The sequence below is a fragment of the Streptomyces tateyamensis genome (assembly GCF_003205575.1).
Taxonomy (GTDB): Bacteria; Actinomycetota; Actinomycetes; order Streptomycetales; family Streptomycetaceae; genus Kitasatospora; species Kitasatospora tateyamensis.
In genome coordinates this window covers 1-16,140 of sequence record NZ_PYBW01000098.1, presented here as the reverse complement: position 1 = coordinate 16,140, position 16,140 = coordinate 1, and the positions used below count along the sequence as shown (strand labels likewise).

The 16,140-nt window shown below is 73.2% G+C and carries 14 protein-coding genes; 6 read left to right on the top strand and 8 right to left on the bottom strand.

Translation table 11 applies throughout. From position 1 onward, the window contains the following. Positions 1–11: 11 nt before the first annotated feature. Together C7C46_RS24945 and C7C46_RS24940 are read right to left on the bottom strand one after the other, a co-directional pair. The gene (locus C7C46_RS24945; RefSeq protein WP_110672163.1) at positions 12–1,604 is read right to left on the bottom strand and encodes an LCP family protein; all 1,593 of its coding nucleotides are present in this window, start codon (positions 1,602–1,604) and stop codon (positions 12–14) included. A gap of 184 nt (positions 1,605–1,788) precedes the next feature. Further along, the gene (locus tag C7C46_RS24940; protein WP_425470118.1) at positions 1,789–3,591 is read right to left on the bottom strand and encodes an FtsW/RodA/SpoVE family cell cycle protein; all 1,803 of its coding nucleotides are present in this window, start codon (positions 3,589–3,591) and stop codon (positions 1,789–1,791) included. A 185-nt stretch (positions 3,592–3,776) separates the two neighbouring features. Between C7C46_RS24940 and C7C46_RS24935 the strand changes: the two genes are divergently transcribed. Both C7C46_RS24935 and C7C46_RS24930 read left to right on the top strand, forming a co-directional pair. Continuing rightward, complete coding sequence (locus tag C7C46_RS24935; RefSeq protein WP_110672162.1) at positions 3,777–4,133, top strand: ArsR/SmtB family transcription factor; 357 nt, start codon at positions 3,777–3,779, stop codon at positions 4,131–4,133. Continuing rightward, positions 4,126–6,894, top strand: a complete 2,769-nt coding sequence (locus C7C46_RS24930; RefSeq protein WP_110672161.1) for an HAD-IC family P-type ATPase — start codon at positions 4,126–4,128, stop codon at positions 6,892–6,894. The genes C7C46_RS24935 and C7C46_RS24930 overlap by 8 nt, the downstream gene beginning before the upstream one ends. A 146-nt stretch (positions 6,895–7,040) precedes the next feature. On the opposite strand, the gene C7C46_RS24925 is transcribed toward C7C46_RS24930, so the two are convergent. Continuing rightward, complete coding sequence (locus tag C7C46_RS24925; RefSeq protein ID WP_110672160.1) at positions 7,041–7,478, bottom strand: MarR family winged helix-turn-helix transcriptional regulator; 438 nt, start codon at positions 7,476–7,478, stop codon at positions 7,041–7,043. A 90-nt stretch (positions 7,479–7,568) separates the two neighbouring features. On the opposite strand from C7C46_RS24925, the gene C7C46_RS24920 reads away from it, so the two are divergent. Together C7C46_RS24920 and C7C46_RS24915 are read left to right on the top strand one after the other, a co-directional pair. Further along, positions 7,569–8,594: an NADP-dependent oxidoreductase gene (locus tag C7C46_RS24920; RefSeq protein ID WP_110672159.1), complete on the top strand. Its 1,026-nt coding sequence runs from the start codon at positions 7,569–7,571 to the stop codon at positions 8,592–8,594. A gap of 342 nt (positions 8,595–8,936) precedes the next feature. After that, positions 8,937–9,431: a DUF3145 domain-containing protein gene (locus C7C46_RS24915; protein ID WP_110672158.1), complete on the top strand. Its 495-nt coding sequence runs from the start codon at positions 8,937–8,939 to the stop codon at positions 9,429–9,431. Positions 9,432–9,509: 78 nt separating this feature from the next. On the opposite strand, the gene fabF is transcribed toward C7C46_RS24915, so the two are convergent. From fabF to C7C46_RS24890, 5 genes are all read right to left on the bottom strand, one after another. Next, a complete protein-coding gene (fabF, locus tag C7C46_RS24910) occupies positions 9,510–10,775 on the bottom strand; it encodes a beta-ketoacyl-ACP synthase II (protein ID WP_110672157.1) in 1,266 nt (421 codons plus the stop codon). Between the two features lie 90 nt (positions 10,776–10,865). Then, the gene (locus C7C46_RS24905; RefSeq protein ID WP_110672156.1) at positions 10,866–11,117 is read right to left on the bottom strand and encodes an acyl carrier protein; all 252 of its coding nucleotides are present in this window, start codon (positions 11,115–11,117) and stop codon (positions 10,866–10,868) included. A gap of 81 nt (positions 11,118–11,198) precedes the next feature. After that, positions 11,199–12,242 carry a beta-ketoacyl-ACP synthase III gene (locus C7C46_RS24900; protein ID WP_110672155.1) on the bottom strand — a complete coding sequence of 348 codons (1,044 nt, stop codon included), beginning with the start codon at positions 12,240–12,242 and terminating at the stop codon, positions 11,199–11,201. After that, entirely contained in the window at positions 12,239–13,183 is a 945-nt protein-coding gene (locus tag C7C46_RS24895) for an ACP S-malonyltransferase (RefSeq protein WP_110672154.1), read from the bottom strand. Before C7C46_RS24895 ends, C7C46_RS24900 begins: the two co-directional genes overlap by 4 nt. A 95-nt stretch (positions 13,184–13,278) precedes the next feature. Next, a complete protein-coding gene (locus tag C7C46_RS24890; RefSeq protein WP_110672174.1) occupies positions 13,279–14,448 on the bottom strand; it encodes a PucR family transcriptional regulator in 1,170 nt (389 codons plus the stop codon). Positions 14,449–14,673: 225 nt separating this feature from the next. On the opposite strand from C7C46_RS24890, the gene C7C46_RS24885 reads away from it, so the two are divergent. Both C7C46_RS24885 and C7C46_RS24880 read left to right on the top strand, forming a co-directional pair. Beyond that, complete coding sequence (locus C7C46_RS24885; RefSeq protein ID WP_245984847.1) at positions 14,674–15,453, top strand: pirin family protein; 780 nt, start codon at positions 14,674–14,676, stop codon at positions 15,451–15,453. A 73-nt stretch (positions 15,454–15,526) separates the two neighbouring features. Beyond that, positions 15,527–16,093, top strand: coding sequence for a Uma2 family endonuclease (locus C7C46_RS24880; RefSeq protein ID WP_110672153.1), 567 nt, complete (start codon positions 15,527–15,529; stop codon positions 16,091–16,093). Positions 16,094–16,140 lie beyond the last annotated feature (47 nt).

The window sequence follows — 16,140 nt, the reverse complement described above, 5'->3', positions numbered from 1 at the left end:
CGAGCTGGGGATCAGTAGACGAGGCCGGCGCACGGGTCCGCGGTGCCCGGCCGGGTGTTCTGCGCGATCCCGCTGGGCAGCCCCGTCGGCGAGGCGGTAGCGGAGGCGGCGGCGGAACCGGCATCGGCAGCGGAAGCAGCCGAGGACGCGGGCGAGGACCCGAAGGCGTCGGAGGCCTCGGTGGTGGCGGACGGCGCGGCCGATGCCGCGTAGTCGGCCCCCAGGGTGACGGTCAGCGGCGTGGCCGCCTCCGCCGTGGCGCTCAGTTCGGCGCCGGGGAAGTGCCGGGCGAGCTGTTCGGCGTCGGCCCGGTGGCCGGCGGTGTAGCCGACCGTGGTGAGGGCGTGGTCGGTGCCCTCGGTGCTGGAGACCACGTTCTGGTACCCCTGCGCCCTGAGTTGGCGCACCCCGACCAGTGACAGTCCCGGGGTCTGGGTGCCGTTGAGCACGGTGACCGCCACCGTCGGGTCGGCGGGCGAGGCGGCGGCCGGTGCGGCCGAGGGCGGATCGGTCACCTGGCCGGTGCTCTGCCCGTCCAGGGTGCGGTCCTGCCGCAGCAGTGTCCACAGGGTATCGACGTCCGGGTGCACCAGCGCGACCCGTTCGCCGGCGTACCGCCAGGGCGCGGTCACGAAGCTGACGTCGGCGAGCTTGATCGAGCGCATCGACTGGACGAAGACGGCCAGCTTCATCGCCGTCCCGAGGTCCGGGTCGACGGTGAGCGACTTGGTCGCCGCGTCCGCCAGCGGCAGCAGGGTGGTCAGGTCGAAGCCCTGGTCCTGGATCTTCCTGGTCAGCGCGGCCAGGAAGGCCTGCTGACGCTTGATCCGCCCGATGTCCGAGCCGTCCCCGATGCCGTGCCGGGCCCGCACGTAGTCCAGCGCGTTCTGCCCGGAGACCACCTGGCGGCCCTTCTTCAGGTGGATGCCGAAGCCGCTCACGTCGTTGGGCACGCAGACCGGCACCCCGCCCACCGCCGAGGTCATGGTGGCGAAGCCCTTGAAGTCGATCACGATGGTGTGGTTGACCCGCAGGCCGGTCATCGCCTCCACGGTGTTCTGCGTGCAGGCGGGGTTGCCGCTCGGGGAGGCGCCCACCGAGAAGGCGGTGTTGAACATCTGGCCGTGCTGCGGAGCGGTCCACTTGCCGTTCGGCAGCAGGCAGGGCGGGATGTCGACCAACGAGTCGCGCGGGATCGAGACGGCCACCGCGTGCCGGTGGTCGGCGTACACGTGGACCACGATCGCGGTGTCCGAGTTGCCCGGTCCGATGTCGCCGCCGGCCAGGTTGTCGTTGCCGGCGGCCCGGCTGTCGGAGCCGAGCAGCAGGATGTTGACCGGCACCGAACCCGAGCCGTCGCCGGGCCCGACCGGGGGCCGTGAGCTGGCGATGCCGGCGCCGCTGAAGATCGACAAATTGCCGTTGAGGTGCTCGTAGAACAGCAGGCCGGCGCCGACGGTGGCCAGCACCAGGCCGGCCACCGTCAGGCCGCCGATCCTCAGCAACTTGTGACGCCGTGTGTGGGCGGCGTCCGCCTCGCGGCGTACAGTGGAACCGCGCTCGGGCGGGCCGCTCGCGCGCTCCTTGCCTGGACGGTCGGTCATCGGGGGGTCTCCGTACGGTCGCCGGCGGACCAGAAGGCTGGCTGCTCCTTGACGCAGTCGACAGTGATGACGTTCCGCTCAGGCATCCAGTTGCACACTTGCGCAATCTAGCAAGTATTGGGCAGCCTGCAACCCCCGGCGGCGGCGGACCGCCGGGGATCCCTCCGAACGGCGTAACGGGTGGTCAGTACCCGGAGGACTCCGGCGACTGCCCGAACTGGCCGTACTGCCCCTGCTGCTGACCGGGCATCGGCTGGCCCGTGGCGGACTGACCGGATCCGGGCTGACCGGGCATCTGCTGACCGGACGGCGGCGACTGCGCGGCCCCCTGCTGGCCCGGCGCCCCCTGCTGACCCGGCAGCGCCTGCGGCTGCACCGGCGTCGGTGCGGGCTGGGCCGGCGCCGCCGTCCCGTGCACGGTGGCCTTCCCGTACGGCGGCGGCGTGCTGCCACCCCCGGCCGGGGTCGACCCCGCAGCCGTCCCGCGCAGGTACATGGTCTGGTCCGCCCCGGTCTCGCGGGCCGCCCCGGCCTCCGCCTGGGCGTCCGGCGCGGCGACCGCGGCCGCCGGTGCCGGGATCGGCGCGATCGTCCCGGAGGGCTCCGGCTCCGGCTCCAGCTGGGTGCGCCCGGCCGCGTCGCTCAGCTTGATCAGCAGCGCGGTGAGCAGCCAGTTGGCCATCGTCGAGGATCCGCCGGCGGCCAGGAACGGCAGCGCCTTGCCGGTCAGCGGGATCAGCCCGGTGACGCCGCCCACCACCACGAAGATCTGCAGCGCCACCGCACTGGCCAGACCGGTGGCGAGCAGCTTGCCGAACGGGTCGGTCAGGGTCAGCGCCGTCTTCAGCCCGCGCTGGATGAAGAGCACGTAGACCAGCAGCACCACGGTCACCCCGGCCAGGCCGAGCTCCTCGCCGACCGTGGTGAAGATGAAGTCGCTGCGCCCGGCGAAGCCGATCAGCCAGGGCCGACCCTGCCCGAGGCCGGTGCCGGTCAGATGCCCGGTGCCGAAGCTGAACAGCGCCTCGGCCGGCTGCGGGGACATGAGCGAGTTCGGCTTGAAGGCGTCCATCGGGTGCAGCCAGGCCTCCACCCGGCCGTGCACGTGCGGCTCCAGCGTGCCGACCACGGTGGCGCCGCCGACGGCCATCAGCAGGCCGAGCACCGTCCAGCTGGTCCGTTCGGTGGCCACGTAGAGCATCACGATGAAGACGCCGAAGAAGATCAGCGAGGTGCCGAGGTCGCGCTCGAAGATCAGCACCAGCAGGCTGATGATCCAGATCGCCAGCACCGGCCCGGCGTTGCGCCCGCGCGGCAGGCTCAGGCCCATGACCTTGCGGCCGACCAGGGCCAGGGCGTCCCGGCTGACCATGAGGTAGCCGGCGAAGAAGATGCAGATCGCCAGCTTCACGAACTCGTCGGGCTCCAGCGAGATGCCGGGCAGCCGGATCCACCGCTTGGCGCCGTAGCTGTCGCCGGGGAAGAAGGCCGGCGCCATCAGCAGCACCAGCGCGCCGACCATGATCAGGTAGACGTAGCGCTGGAAGAACCGGTGGTGCTTGACGGCCACGATCAGCACGATCGCCGCGGCCACCGAGAGGAAGAGCCACATCACCTGCGAGGGTGCGCTGGGCAGCTTCTGGAAGTCGCCCTTGACGGCGTGCATGATCGCGTAGGACTTGTCGAGCCGGTTGAGCAGCACCAGGCCGAGCCCGCTGAGCAGGGCCGCGCAGGGCAGGATCAGCGGGTCCGCGTACCGGGCGAACCGGCGCACCGCCAGGTGCGCGGCCAGCGCCAGCCCGGTGAACGAGACCCCGTAGACCAGCAGGCCGGGGGGCAGCTTGCCGAACATCGCCTCGTCGGCGTCGATGTAGGCGAACAGGCAGGCCAGCAGGGCGAAGCCGAGCAGTGCCAGTTCGAGGTTGCGCCGCCCGTCCGCGGCACGGCGCCCCTGCGCCCGCGCACTGGCCCGCTGGCTGCCTATCACACGAACTCCCCACCGGCACGGCACACTGGACCGGCGAATTCTCGCACGCCGGGCGGCCGGCGCGGGCCACCGCCCCGCGTGGCGGCCGGTCGGGGGAGCACGGCGAGAAGTCCGGAACCGCCCTGTCCGCTCCAGGGCGCCAGAGCTAGACTGAGCGCCTTGCGATCACGGAGAGGGCGATAAGGATGACGGGCTGGACCAAGCTCGACGACCCCTCCCCACAGCTTCTGCAGCAGGCGGCGGCCAACTTCGGCCTGCTCGCCTCGACCATGCGCCTGCACATCGTCTGGGTGCTCAGCCAGGGCGAGGCCGACGTCGGCACGCTGGCCGAGCGGGTCGGTGGCACCCTGCAGGCGGTCAGCCAGCACCTGGCCAAGCTCAAACTGGCCGGCATCGTCTCCAACCGCCGCGAGGGCCGCCGCCAGGTCTACGAGGTGGAGGACCCGCACGTGGCCAACCTGGTGCGGCTGATGGTGGCCAAGCTGGACCCGCAGGCTCCGGGCGGCGAGGTGGTCCGGCTGCTGCGGAGCAGCGGTGCCTGAGCGCGGGGAGCGCTCGCTGCCGCTGCCCGGCGCCCGTCGCGCCGCGGCCCGCTCCGTCCGACCGGCCAGTGCCGCAGCCCGCCCGGCCGGAGCCGCCCGCCTGGGCCGGCATCCCCTGCTGCGGCTGCTGGACAGCACGCCGCGCGGGCTGACCGAGCAGCAGGCCGAGGAGCGGCTGGCCCGGTACGGCGAGAACTCCGTGCTGCCGCTGCCCGGCCCCGGCCGGCTCCGCCGCACCCTGACCGCGCTGGCCGACCCGTTCACCGCGCTGCTGGCCGCCCTGACCGTGGTCAGCACGGCGGTCGACTCCGTCGGTACCGCAGTGATACTCGGGCTCCTGGTGCTGACCGCGGTGGGGCTGCGGTTGGCCGGGGAACGGCGCTCCGCGTCGGCCCTGCGGGAGCTGCGCGACCTGCTGCCGGCCACGGCGACGGTTCTGCGCCGGGCCGTGGCGGCCGAACTCCCGCTGGCCCGCGAGCTGCCGGCCGAGCAACTGGTCCCGGGCGACGTGGTGCGGCTGGCCGGCGGTGACGCGGTGCCGGCCGACCTGCGGCTGCTGCGCGCCGAGGGCCTGACGGTGGACCAGTCGGCGCTGACGGGGGAGAGCGAGCCGGTGCCGCGCCACGCGCCGGACCTGCCGCCGCCGGCCGCCGCCGCCCCGTTCGAGGAACCCCACCTGCTGTTCGCCGGCTCCACCGTGCGCACCGGCACCGCCACCGCCCTGGTGCTGGCCACCGGCGCCGCCACCCGGTTCGGCGCCGCCCACCGTCCGAGCGAGCAGCCGGCGCCGGAGTGGGCCCGGTGGCCGCGCCCGGCCGCGGACCCCTCGGCCGACGCACCGTCAGCTCCGTCGGCCGGCGCACCGTCAGGCCGGTGGCGGCTCAGGAGTGCGGGCCGCCGGGCCGGATCGGCCGCAGGCCCCTCGGCCGTGCAGCGCGGGGTGCGTCGGGCGGTGCGGGCACTGATCCTCTTCATGGCGGCGGCGGTGCCGGCCACCGTGCTGGCGGACGGCCTGCTGCACGGCTGGAGCCGCTCGCTGCTGCCGTTCGCGGTGGCGGCCGCGGTCGGGCTGACCCCGGAGCTGCTGCCGGTGGTGGTCAGCTCGGTGCTGGCCCGCGGCGGGCGGCAGCTGGGCCGCCAGGGGCTGCTGGTGCGCGGGCCCGGCACGGTCGGCGAGCTGGGCGCGCTCGACGTGCTCTGCCTGGACAAGACCGGCACCCTGACCAGCGGCGAGGCCGCGGTGGTCGGCGGCCTGGACCCGTACGGCCGCCCCGCCTCGGCGCCGCTGCGCTGGGCCGCGGTGGCGGCCGAGGCGGCGCTGGCGGAGGCCGAGGACTTCGACCCGCTGGACGAGGCCCTGCTGCTCGCCGCCGAGACGGCCGGGCTGCCCGGCGGTCCGGCCGGTCTGACGGTGCGCCAGGTGCTGCCCTTCGACCCGGTGCAGCGCACCGGCGGGGTGCTGCTCGGCGGGGCCGGGCGGCGGCTGCTGGTGGTCAAGGGTGCGCCGGAGGCGGTGCTGGCGCGGTGCGCCGGGCCCGGCGCCGACGAGCGGGAGCGGCTGGCCGCGCTGGTCGCGGAGCAGGCCAGGTCCGGGCTGCGACTGCTCGCGGTGGCCCGTGCGCAGGGCCCGGCGCGGCTGGGTGCGCCGGAGCCGGACGGGCCGTTGGAGCTGGTCGGCTTCGTGGCACTGTCCGACGAGCCCGTCGAGTCGGCGGCCGGCGCGGTGGCTGCGCTGGCCGGGGCCAAGGTCCGCGTGACGGTGCTGACCGGCGACCACCCGGGCAGCGCGGCCCGGCTGTGCGGGCAACTGGGGCTCCCGGTCGCCCAGGTGCTGCTGGGCGGCGAGCTGGCTGCGCTGACCGACCGTGAGCTGGCCGCGGCAGCCGCAGGCGGGGCAGTGTTCGCCCGCTGTGACCCGGAGCAGAAGGCCCGGGTCGTGCGAGCCCTGCGACGGGCCGACCGAACGGTCGGTTTCCTGGGGGACGGAGTCAACGACGTGCCGGCCCTGCGCGCCGCGGACGTCGGCATCGCCACCGCCGGGGCGGTCGGCGCCGCCCGGGCCTGGGCCGACCTGCAGCTGGGCGGCCAGGACCTGGCTACGGCCGGCCGGGCGCTGGCGGCCGGGCGCGAGGCGGTCGCCCGGGTGGCGGCCTACCTGCGGATAGCGCTCTCCTGCAACCTTGGCAACTCGGTGTCGATGCTGGTCGGCGGCGTGCTGCTGCCGTTCCTGCCGATGCTCCCGGTCCAGGTGCTGCTGCAGAACCTGTGCTTCGACGCCGCCCAGCTCTCCTTCGCGGTCGGCGGCCGCACGATCCGACCCAGCGGTCGGCCGGTACGGCTGCCCTGGGGGACCTTGGCCGCTTTCGCCGCCGTGTTCGGCCTGCTCAACTCGGTCAGCGACCTCGCGCTCTTCGGGGCGGTGCGCTGGTCCGGTGCGGACCTCGGCGGGGCGGCCGCCCAGGGGGCGTTCCACACGGCCTGGTTCACCGAGAACCTGATCACCCAGGCGCTGGCGCTGCCGGTGCTCTACTGCCTGGGCGACGCCGGCCCGCGGCCGCGCCCGCCGCGCCCGGTGCAGTGGGCGGCGGCGGGCCTGGCGGTGGTGGGGGTGCTGCTGCCGCTCGGCCCCCTCGGGCGGGCGCTGGGCTTCGCCCCGCTGCCGGTGGCCGCCTACGGCCCGCTGGCGCTGGTGGTGCTCGGCTACGCGGTGCTGCTGTGGGCGGGGCGCACGCTCTGGCGGTGGTTCAACCCGGTCGGCTGACGCGTCGTCGACTCTCGAAGCCCGGAGGCGGGTCGGCGTGCCGTCAGCCGGGGAGCGGGTCCCGTCAGCCGTGAGGCGTGTCCGGTCGGCCGCGCTGCGGGTGCCGTCAGCGGTGGGCTGCGACCGTCAGCGGTGGGCTGCGACCGTCAGAGCGTGGCGCCGGTCAGCATCCGCTGCAGCAGGTCGCGCAGCGTGCGGCGCTCGTCCTCGCCGAGCGCGGCCAGCGGCTCGCGGGCGAAGTTCAGCGACTCGCGCAGCTCCGCGGAGGCGTCCTGGCCGGCCTCGGTGGCGGCCACCAGCTTGACCCGGCGGTCCTGCGGGTCGGCCTCCCGGGTGACGAAGCCGCGCAGCTCCAGCCGGTCGACTATCCCGGTGATGTTGGAGGGTTCGCAGCTGAGGGTCTGGGCGATGTGGCGCATCGGCATCGGTCCGCGCCGCAGCAGCGCGAGCACCTTGGCCTGGGCTCCGGTGAGCGAGCGGGCGGCGGCGGCCTCCTCGTACTCGCGGTGGAAGAGCGCGACCAGCCCCGCCATGAGGTCGACCACCTCGCGGGTCAGGTCATCGGTAGCAGGCTGAGTCTCCATGACTGGATTCTACCTGAATATTTGACATCCTGAACCTTTCAGGTGCACGGTTGCTTCAGTAACTCAACCTTTCAGGTCAGGAGTATCTCGATGGCAGCGCAGTCCGTCCCCACCACCGCCCGCGAGTGGCACCTCAAGGCCCGCCCCAACGGCTGGCCGGTCCCGGCCGACGTCGCGCTGGTCGAGGCGCCGGTGCGGGCCGCCGAGCCGGGCGAGATCGTGGTCCGCAACGCCTACCTCTCGGTCGACCCGTACATGCGCGGGCGGATGAACGACGTGAAGTCCTACACCCCGCCGTTCCAGCTGGACCAGCCGATGGACGGCGGCGCGGTGGGCTATGTGGTGGCCTCGGCCGCCGAGGGCTTCGAGGTCGGCGACGCGGTGCTGCACTTCGGCGGCTGGCGCGAGTACGCCACCGTCAAGGCGGCCCAGGCGGTCAAGGTGGACGGCAGCCGGGCGCCGCTCTCCTACTACCTGGGCGTGCTCGGCATGCCCGGCCTGACCGCCTACGCGGGCCTGCTCAAGGTGGGCGCCATGCAGCCGGGGGACCGGGTCTTCGTCTCCGGCGCGGCCGGCGCGGTCGGCTCGCTGGTCGGCCAGATCGCCAAGCTCAAGGGCGCCTCGCTGGTGGTCGGCTCGGCCGGTTCGGCCGAGAAGGTGGCCAAGCTGGTCGACGAGTTCGGCTTCGACGCGGGCTTCAACTACAAGGACGCCCCGGTCGCCGAGCAGCTGGCCAAGGCCGCCCCCGAGGGCATCGACCTGTACTTCGACAACGTCGGCGGCGACCACCTGGAGGCCGCCATCTCCGCGCTCGGCGTGCACGGCCGAGCGGTGCTGTGCGGCGCGATCGCGCAGTACAACGACACCCAGGCACCCGCCGCCCCGCGCAACCTGGCGCTGGCGATCGGCAAGCGGCTGCGGCTGGAGGGCATGCTGGTCGGCGACCACGCGGCAATGCAGTCCGAGTTCGTGGCCGAGATGGCCGGCTGGCTGAAGAGCGGCGAGCTCGCCTACGAGGAGACCGTGGTGGAGGGCATCGAGCACACCATGGACGCTTTCCTGGGCCTGCTGCACGGCGGCAACACCGGCAAGATGGTGGTCCGGCTGGAGGGCTGACCCGGCCCACCCCCATGGTCCGACGCCGGTCCAGCTGATGGCAGGTCAGCTGGTCGGGCGTCACCACCGCGCGTCCCGGCGGAAGTCCGCCGGGGCGCGCGGCGCTTTGCGTGCGCCACCGGATGCCGCCGTTCGGGGGAGAGATACCGATCAGGGGTAGACCTCCCCCGCGAACTGACTACCATGGTTGAAGCCTGTCCGTTTTGCTCAAGTTAGTCACCGAATGTCGATTCACCTGAGCAGGAAACGGGCAGGAGCCGAGCCAAGTGGCACCCAGGACCGAACGGCACCGGCACGAGGCAGCTGGGGAAGGCGACCCTCGTCCACAGCCAGGAGGTCCCGGTGACGACACGTGGAGTTCTGTACGTCCACTCCGCGCCCCGCGCGCTGTGCCCGCACGTCGAATGGGCGGTGGCGGGCGTACTAGGTGTGCGGGTCAACCTTGACTGGATCCGCCAGCCGGCCGCCCCCGGCCAGTACCGCTCCGAGCTGTCCTGGCAGGGGGAGGTGGGCACCGCCTCCAAGCTGGCCTCCGCGCTGCGCGGCTGGCAGCTGATGCGGTACGAGGTGACCAGTGAGCCCTGCGTCGGTGCGGAGGGCGAGCGCTACTCCAGCACTCCGGCGCTGGGCATCTTCCACGCCGTCACCGGCATCCACGGGGACATCCTGATCCCCGAGGACCGGCTGCGCGCGGTGCTGCTGCGCGCCCGCAGCGAGGGCTCCGACCTGGAGGCCGAGATCTCCCGGCTGCTCGGCAAGCCCTGGGACGACGAGCTGGAGCCGTTCCGCTACGCCGGCGAGGGCGCCCCGGTGCGCTGGCTGCACCAGGTGGTCTGACACCGCGTCAGTGGAGTCATGCCGGTGGCCCCGGCCGCAGGCGCGGTCGGGGCCACCGGGCAGCCGTCGGGCGACGCGTCAGACGGTGCGGAAGGCCAGCACCACGTTGTGGCCGCCGAAGCCGAAGGAGTTGTTCAGCGCGGCGATCTGGCCGGCCGGCAGCTCGCGCGGCTCGAACCGGACGATGTCGGCCGCCACCTCGTCGTCCAGGTCCTCGACGTTGATCGTCGGCGGGGCCTGGCGGTGGTGCAGGGCCAGCACGGTGGCGACGGTCTCGATGCCGCCGGCGCCGCCGAGCAGGTGACCGGTCATCGACTTGGTGGCCGAGATCGCCACGTGGTCCAGGTGCTCGCCGAGCTCCTTGCGCAGCGCCTTGATCTCCGCGACATCACCCTGCGGGGTGGAGGTGGCGTGCGCGTTGACGTGTACCACCTCGGCCTTGTCCAGGCCGGTCGACTCGAGCAGGTGGGCCAGCGCACGGGCCACGCCGGAGCCGGTCGGCTCGGGCTGGGCGATGTGGTGGGCGTCCGAGGACAGGCCCTGGCCGACCGCCTCGCAGTAGACCCGGGCGCCGCGCCGGGCCGCGTGCTCGGCCGACTCCAGCACCACCACGCCGGCGCCCTCGCCCAGCACGAAGCCGTCGCGCGCCTTGTCGTAGGGGCGCGAGGCGCGCTGCGGCTCGTCGTTGTTCTTGGACATGGCCATCATGTTGGAGAAGGCCACGATCGGCAGCGGGTGGATCGCCGCCTCGGTGCCGCCGGCCACCACGACGTCGGCGCGGCCGCTGCGGATCATCTCGATCGCGTAGCCGATCGCCTCGGCGCCGGAGGCGCAGGCGGAGACGGGGGTGTGCACGCCGGCCCGGGCGCCGACCTCGATGCCGACGTTGGCGGAGGGGCTGTTGGGCATCAGCATCGGCACGGTGTGCGGGGAGACCTTGCGGACGCCCTGCTCCTTGAGGACGTCGTACTGGTCGAGCAGGGTGGTGACACCGCCGATGCCGGAGGCGATCACCGAACCCAGGCGCTCCGGGGCGATGGGGGAGCCTTCGGCGGTGGCGGCGGTGGTGAAGCCGGCGTCGGCCCAGGCCTCGCGGGCGGCGATCAGCGCGAACTGCGCCGAACGGTCCAGCTTGCGGGCCAGCGGGCGGGGCAGCACCTCGCCGGGCTCGACCGCGGTCCGGGCGGCGATCCGCACCGGCAGGTCGGCGGCCCACTCCTCTTCCAGTGCACGGACCCCGGAACGGCCGGCCAGCAGCCCTTCCCAGGTACTGGCGGCGTCGCCGCCCAGCGGCGTGAAGGCGCCGATACCCGTGACTACCACGGTGCGGTTTTCAGTGGTCACTGGTCTGTCTTCTCTCACTGTGCGGAGGCGGCCTGGGACACCAGGAGGGGGTTTCCCCGGGGAGCCGGAGCTCCCCGGGGAAGGGGTGCATCAGCTGTTGCTGTTGGCGACGATGTAGTCCACCGCGTCGCCGACGGTCTTCAGGTTCTTCACCTCGTCGTCCGGGATCTTGACGTCGAAGCGCTCCTCGGCAGCCACGACGACCTCGACCATGGACAGCGAGTCGACGTCCAGGTCGTCGGTGAAGGACTTGTCGAGCGCGACGTCCTCGGTCGGGATGCCGGCGATCTCGTTGACGATCTCCGCGAGACCCTCGAGGACTGCGTCCTTGTCCTGAGCCATCTTGGCTGCTCCTCATTGTGATATTCGGTGACCCGCGGGCGCGGGCCGCCACTGTGACGGTACGTAAGGCGCTTTTGGTGCCTATGGGAGGGTAACGACTGCCGCTGCGTAGACCAGACCCGCCCCGAACCCGATGATCAGGGCCAGGTCGCCGGTCTTGGCCTCACCGCTCTCCAGCATCCGCTCCATCGCCAGGGGGATGGAGGCGGCGGAGGTGTTGCCGGTCTCGGCGATGTCCCGCGCCACCGGCACCGAGGCCGGGAGCTTGAGCGCCTTGATCATGGCATCGGTGATCCGCATGTTGGCCTGGTGCGGAATGAAGGCGCCGAGCTGATCGGCCGTCACCCCGGCGGCGTCCAGCGCCTGCTGGGCCACCTTGGCCATCTCCCACACGGCCCAGCGGAAGACCGGCTGGCCGTCCATCCGCAGGGCCGGCCACCTGGTCTCCTCGCCCGGGCCGTTCACCGCGCCGTCGAGCGCGAAGGCGGTGTCCCAGGCCTCGGTCTGCGTGATGACGTCCTTCTGGGAGGCGTCCGAACCCCAGATGACCTTGCCGATCCCGGGCGTGTCCGAGGGGCCCACGAGGGCGGCGCCGGCGCCGTCGCCGAAGATGAAGGCGGTGGAGCGGTCGCTTTTGTCGGTCAGGTCGCTGAGCCGCTCGACGCCGATCACCAGCACGTACTCGGCGCTGCCGGCCCGGATCATGCCGTCGGCCAGGTTCAGGCCGTAGCCGAAGCCCGCGCAGGCCGCCGAGATGTCGAAGGCCGGGGCGGTCGGGCAGCCGAGCCGCAGCGCGATCTCGGTGGCGATCGCCGGGGTCTGCTTGAGGTGGGTCACGGTGGCGACCACCACGGCGCCGATCTGCGCCGGGTCGATGCCGGCCTGCGCGATGGCCTTGCCGGCGGCCTGCACCGACATCTCGGCGACCGTCTCGTCGGCGCCGGCCCAGCGGCGCTCGGTGATGCCGGAGCGGGTGCGGATCCACTCGTCCGAGGAGTCGATCCAGGTCAGCACCTCGGAGTTGGGGATCACCCGGACCGGGCGGTAGCCGCCGACACCGAGGATGCGGGAGTACGCGGCGCCGGTGGCGGGGCGGATCTGGGGGGCCTCGGGGGCGTCGGTCATGCGGCGGTCTCCTCACCGGTGTGCTCGGCGACCAGGGCGCGGGCCTTGTCGAGGTCGTCCGGGGTCTTCAGGGCGAGCGTGGCCACGCCCTTGACGTTGCGCTTGACCAGGTTGGTCAGGGTGCCGGCCGGCGAGACCTCGATGACGCAGGTCGCACCGAGCTGCTCGATGGTCTCCATGCACAGGTCCCAGCGGACCGGGTTGGAGACCTGCGAGACCAGCCGCGCCAGCACCTCGGCCCCGGAGGCGACCACTTCGCCGTCCTTGTTCGAGATGTAGGCCGGCACCGGGTCGGCCACCGTCAGGGTGGGGGCCAGCTCGGCCAGGCGCTCGACGCCCGGGGCCATGTGGCTGGTGTGGAAGGCGCCGGCCACCTTGAGCGGGATCAGCTTCGCCTTGGCCGGGGGGTCCGCCTTCAGCGCCGCCAACTGGTCCAGGGTGCCGGCCGCCACGATCTGGCCGCCGCCGTTGTTGTTGGCCGCGGTCAGGCCGTGCTCGGCCAGCTTGGCCGCGACCTCCTCGGGGTCACCGCCGAGCACCGCGGTCATGCCGGTCTCGGTGACGGTGGCCGCCTCGGCCATCGCCCGGCCGCGCTCGCGCACGAAGGTGAGCGCGTCGCGCGCCGAGAGCACACCGGCCGCGGCCGCGGCGGTGATCTCACCGACGCTGTGGCCGGCCACCGCGCCGACCAGCTTTCGGGCCAGCTCCTCGTCCGGGAAGAGCGCGCGGGCGGTCAGCAGGCCGGCGGCCACCAGCAGCGGCTGGGCCACCGCGGTGTCCTTGATCTCCTCGGCCGAGGCCTCGGTGCCGTAGTGCACCAGGTCCAGCCCGGCGACCTCGGACCAGCGGCCGAGCCGGTCGGGCATGCCGTCGAGCTCCAGCCAGGAGCTGAGGAAGCCGGGAGTCTGGGCACCCTGTCCAGGGGCGACGATAACGAGCACGGTTCAACCCTCTCTCGCCAGGCGCCCGAGGGCGGGTAGGCGACGGTAACGAAGAAAAGTAGCGTGGATTGTGGGATCCCTACAGGGTGACCGATTCAGTCCGAGGCCGACTCGAGCCTGCCCAGAGCCAGGGCGATGCGCAGCGTGAACGCCGAACGCACGTCCGAGGGGGCGTAGCCAGTGACATCAGTCACACGGCGAAGCCGGTAGCGCACGGTATTCGGGTGAACGAAGAGCATTCGGGCGGCGCCCTCGAGGGAGGAGGCCTGCTCCAGATAGACACTCAGCGTCTCCAGGAGTGCCGAGCCGGCTTCGTCCAACGGTGTGTAGATCTCCTCCACCAGCTGACGGCGCGCCACCTGGTCGCCGGCCAGTGCCCGCTCGGGCAGCAGGTCGTCGGCCAGCACCGGGCGCGGGGCGTCCGGCCAGGCGGCGCAGGCCTTCAGACCGGCCGCGGCGGCGTGCGCGGAGCGGGTGGCGGAGAGCAGGTCGCCGACGGTCGGGCCGACCACCACCGGGCCCGGGGCGAACTGGCCGATCAGGGCGCGGGCGGCGTGCACCGGCTCCTTGTCCCCGCCGACCACCACCACCAGGCGCTTGCCCAGCACCCCGGTCAGTACGTGCAGGCGGGCGTACCGGGCGGCCCGGCGGATCGCCTCCACCACGGCCTCGCTGTCCCCGTCCGGCGCGCTGCCCATCACCACCCGCACCTGGCTGGGCTGCCCCCAGCCGAGCGCGGCGGCCCGGGACAGCACCCCCTCGTCGGCGTCCCCGGAGAGCAGCGAGTTGACCACCAGCGCCTCCAGCCGGGCGTCCCAGGCGCCGCGCGCCTCGGCCGCCTGGGCGTAGACCTGGGCGGTGGCGAAGGCGATCTCCCGGGCGTAGACCAGCACCGACTCGCGCATGCCCTCCTCGTCGCCGGGGGCGGCCACCTCCGGGATCGCCTCCTCCATCACCTCGATGGTGGTGCGGATCAGCTCGACGGTCTGACGAAGCGTGATGGCCCGGGTCAGCTCGCGCGGGGCGGTGCCGAAGACGTCGGTGGAGATCGCCTGCGGGGCCTCCGGGTGGCGGTACCACTCGGTGAAGGCGGCGATGCCGGCCTGGGCCACCAGGCCGATCCAGGACCGGTGTTCCGGCGGCATCCGGCGGTACCAGCCGAGCTGGTCGTCCATCCGGGCGATGGCGGCGGTGGCCAGCTTGCCGGCCGACTTCTCCAGCCGCTTCAGGGTCGCGGCGCGCAGCTCGGCCCGCTCGGCCGCCAGCTTGCGCTCCGCGGCGGTGCCGCCGGAGCCGCCGGCGGTGCGCCGCGGCGCGCGCCGGGGCTTGGCGGCCTTGGCCGCGTCGTCGCCGGGGGCGGACGCGGCCGCGCCCTGGTTCGGCCGGGCGGGGTCGGAGACATCTGAACGGTCTGGCACAGGGACAAGACTGCCTCACCGCGCGCCCGCATTTCGCGCCCGCCCCCGTCCGGCACCACTACGGTGGGTCAGGTGACCGACCCCGAGCGCCCCCGGGCCGACCTGCGCCGAGCCGCCGAACGCTATTCCTCCGAGCCCGCCCCCGGCGTGCTGACCCGGCACGCCTTCTCCTTCTCCGGGCACTACGACCCGAAGAACCTGCACTTCGCCGCAGTGCAGGCGTGCAACGAGGAGACGCTGGCGGTCGGGGCCGGCTTCGAGGAGCACCGGCACCGGGACACCGAGATCCTCACCTGGGTCCTGGAGGGCGCGCTGGCGCACCGTGACTCCGAAGGGCACGCGGGGGTGGTGCGCCCCGGGATGGTGCAGCACCTGAGCGCGGGGTCGGGGGTCTCCCACACCGAGCGCAACGTGGGGGGTGCGGAGGGGCCGGTGCGGTTCGTGCAGATGTGGCTGCAGCCCGACGTCTTCGGCACCGCCCCTTCGTACGGGCTGCGCTCGGTCACCGCCTCCGATGCCGTGGACGGCCTGACCCTGCTCGCCTCCGGCCTGCCCGAGCACGCCTCGACGCCCGCCCTGCGCCTGCGCCGCTCCGACGCGGCCCTGTGGCTGGCCACCGCCGAGCCCTTCGCCCCGCTGCCCGACCTCCCCCTCGCCCCCTACCGCTACGCCCACCTCACCCGTGGCTCGCTCGGCTACCGCACCATCCCGGGCCCGCGCGGCCAGGGCCGCTCGATGGCGGCGGGCGACAGCGTCCGCATCACGGGCGAGGCCTTCGCCCACCCGGTGGCCGGCGAGGAGGGGGCAGAGCTGCTGCTGTGGGGGATGGGGTCGGGGCTGGTGTTCGGGTGAGGGGGTACGGGGAACGTGCCCGGGGCCGGACCGCTTTCGGTACCGTGAGGCAGGGCGCACTCCTGGAGGAACGATGACAGCCGTCGCCGATCATCGGCCGCAGAGGGAAGTGGACGAGTTCGAGCGCGTTGCCGAGGCAGCAGCACGCGAGAAGATCACGTTGGAATTCCTTTACGGGAAGCTCGGAGTCAAAGCTGTGCCCGACGGAGACCACGACTCGATCATCATGTGGCTGATCGAGAAGTGCATGCAGCAGCGGCCGGACCTATGGCTGCACCCCGAGCGGGGCCTGACGGTCGAGACCTACCGGAACGGCCGTGCCAAGCCTGACGGGACGCTCGCGCCGCGAGGCGCCTTCGCGGGGAAGGGGGTCTATGCGACCACGGAGGACATCCTCATGGTCGCCGATATCACGTCCTTCGACGAGGACACCGATCGCCGCGACCGCATCGACAAGCCGCGCGCGTACGCCGAGACCGGGATCCCCGTGTACTTGCAGGTCGACCGGGACATCGACTCGGTCACGGTGTACAGCGAGCCGCAGGCCGGCCGCTACCGCGGCGTGAGCACGCTGTCCTATGGCCACGTTATTGAACTCCCAGGCCTGGGGGTCGAGTTGGAGACCGAGGAGCTCAAGTAGTTCGCCCGCTGAGTGCTCGTCGGGTCCGCTAGTACTACAGGGATAGA

Bases quoted from the DNA above. Each gene is read 5' to 3' on its own strand.
- C7C46_RS24905 (WP_110672156.1), bottom strand. From the start codon at position 11,117: ATGGCTCAGGACAAGGACGCAGTCCTCGAGGGTCTCGCGGAGATCGTC.
- C7C46_RS24935 (WP_110672162.1), top strand. From the start codon at position 3,777: ATGACGGGCTGGACCAAGCTCGACGACCCCTCCCCACAGCTTCTGCAG.
- C7C46_RS24945 (WP_110672163.1), bottom strand. From the start codon at position 1,604: ATGACCGACCGTCCAGGCAAGGAGCGCGCGAGCGGCCCGCCCGAGCGC.
- C7C46_RS24925 (WP_110672160.1), bottom strand. From the start codon at position 7,478: ATGGAGACTCAGCCTGCTACCGATGACCTGACCCGCGAGGTGGTCGAC.
- C7C46_RS24920 (WP_110672159.1), top strand. From the start codon at position 7,569: ATGGCAGCGCAGTCCGTCCCCACCACCGCCCGCGAGTGGCACCTCAAG.
- C7C46_RS24900 (WP_110672155.1), bottom strand. From the start codon at position 12,242: ATGACCGACGCCCCCGAGGCCCCCCAGATCCGCCCCGCCACCGGCGCC.
- C7C46_RS24880 (WP_110672153.1), top strand. From the start codon at position 15,527: ATGACAGCCGTCGCCGATCATCGGCCGCAGAGGGAAGTGGACGAGTTC.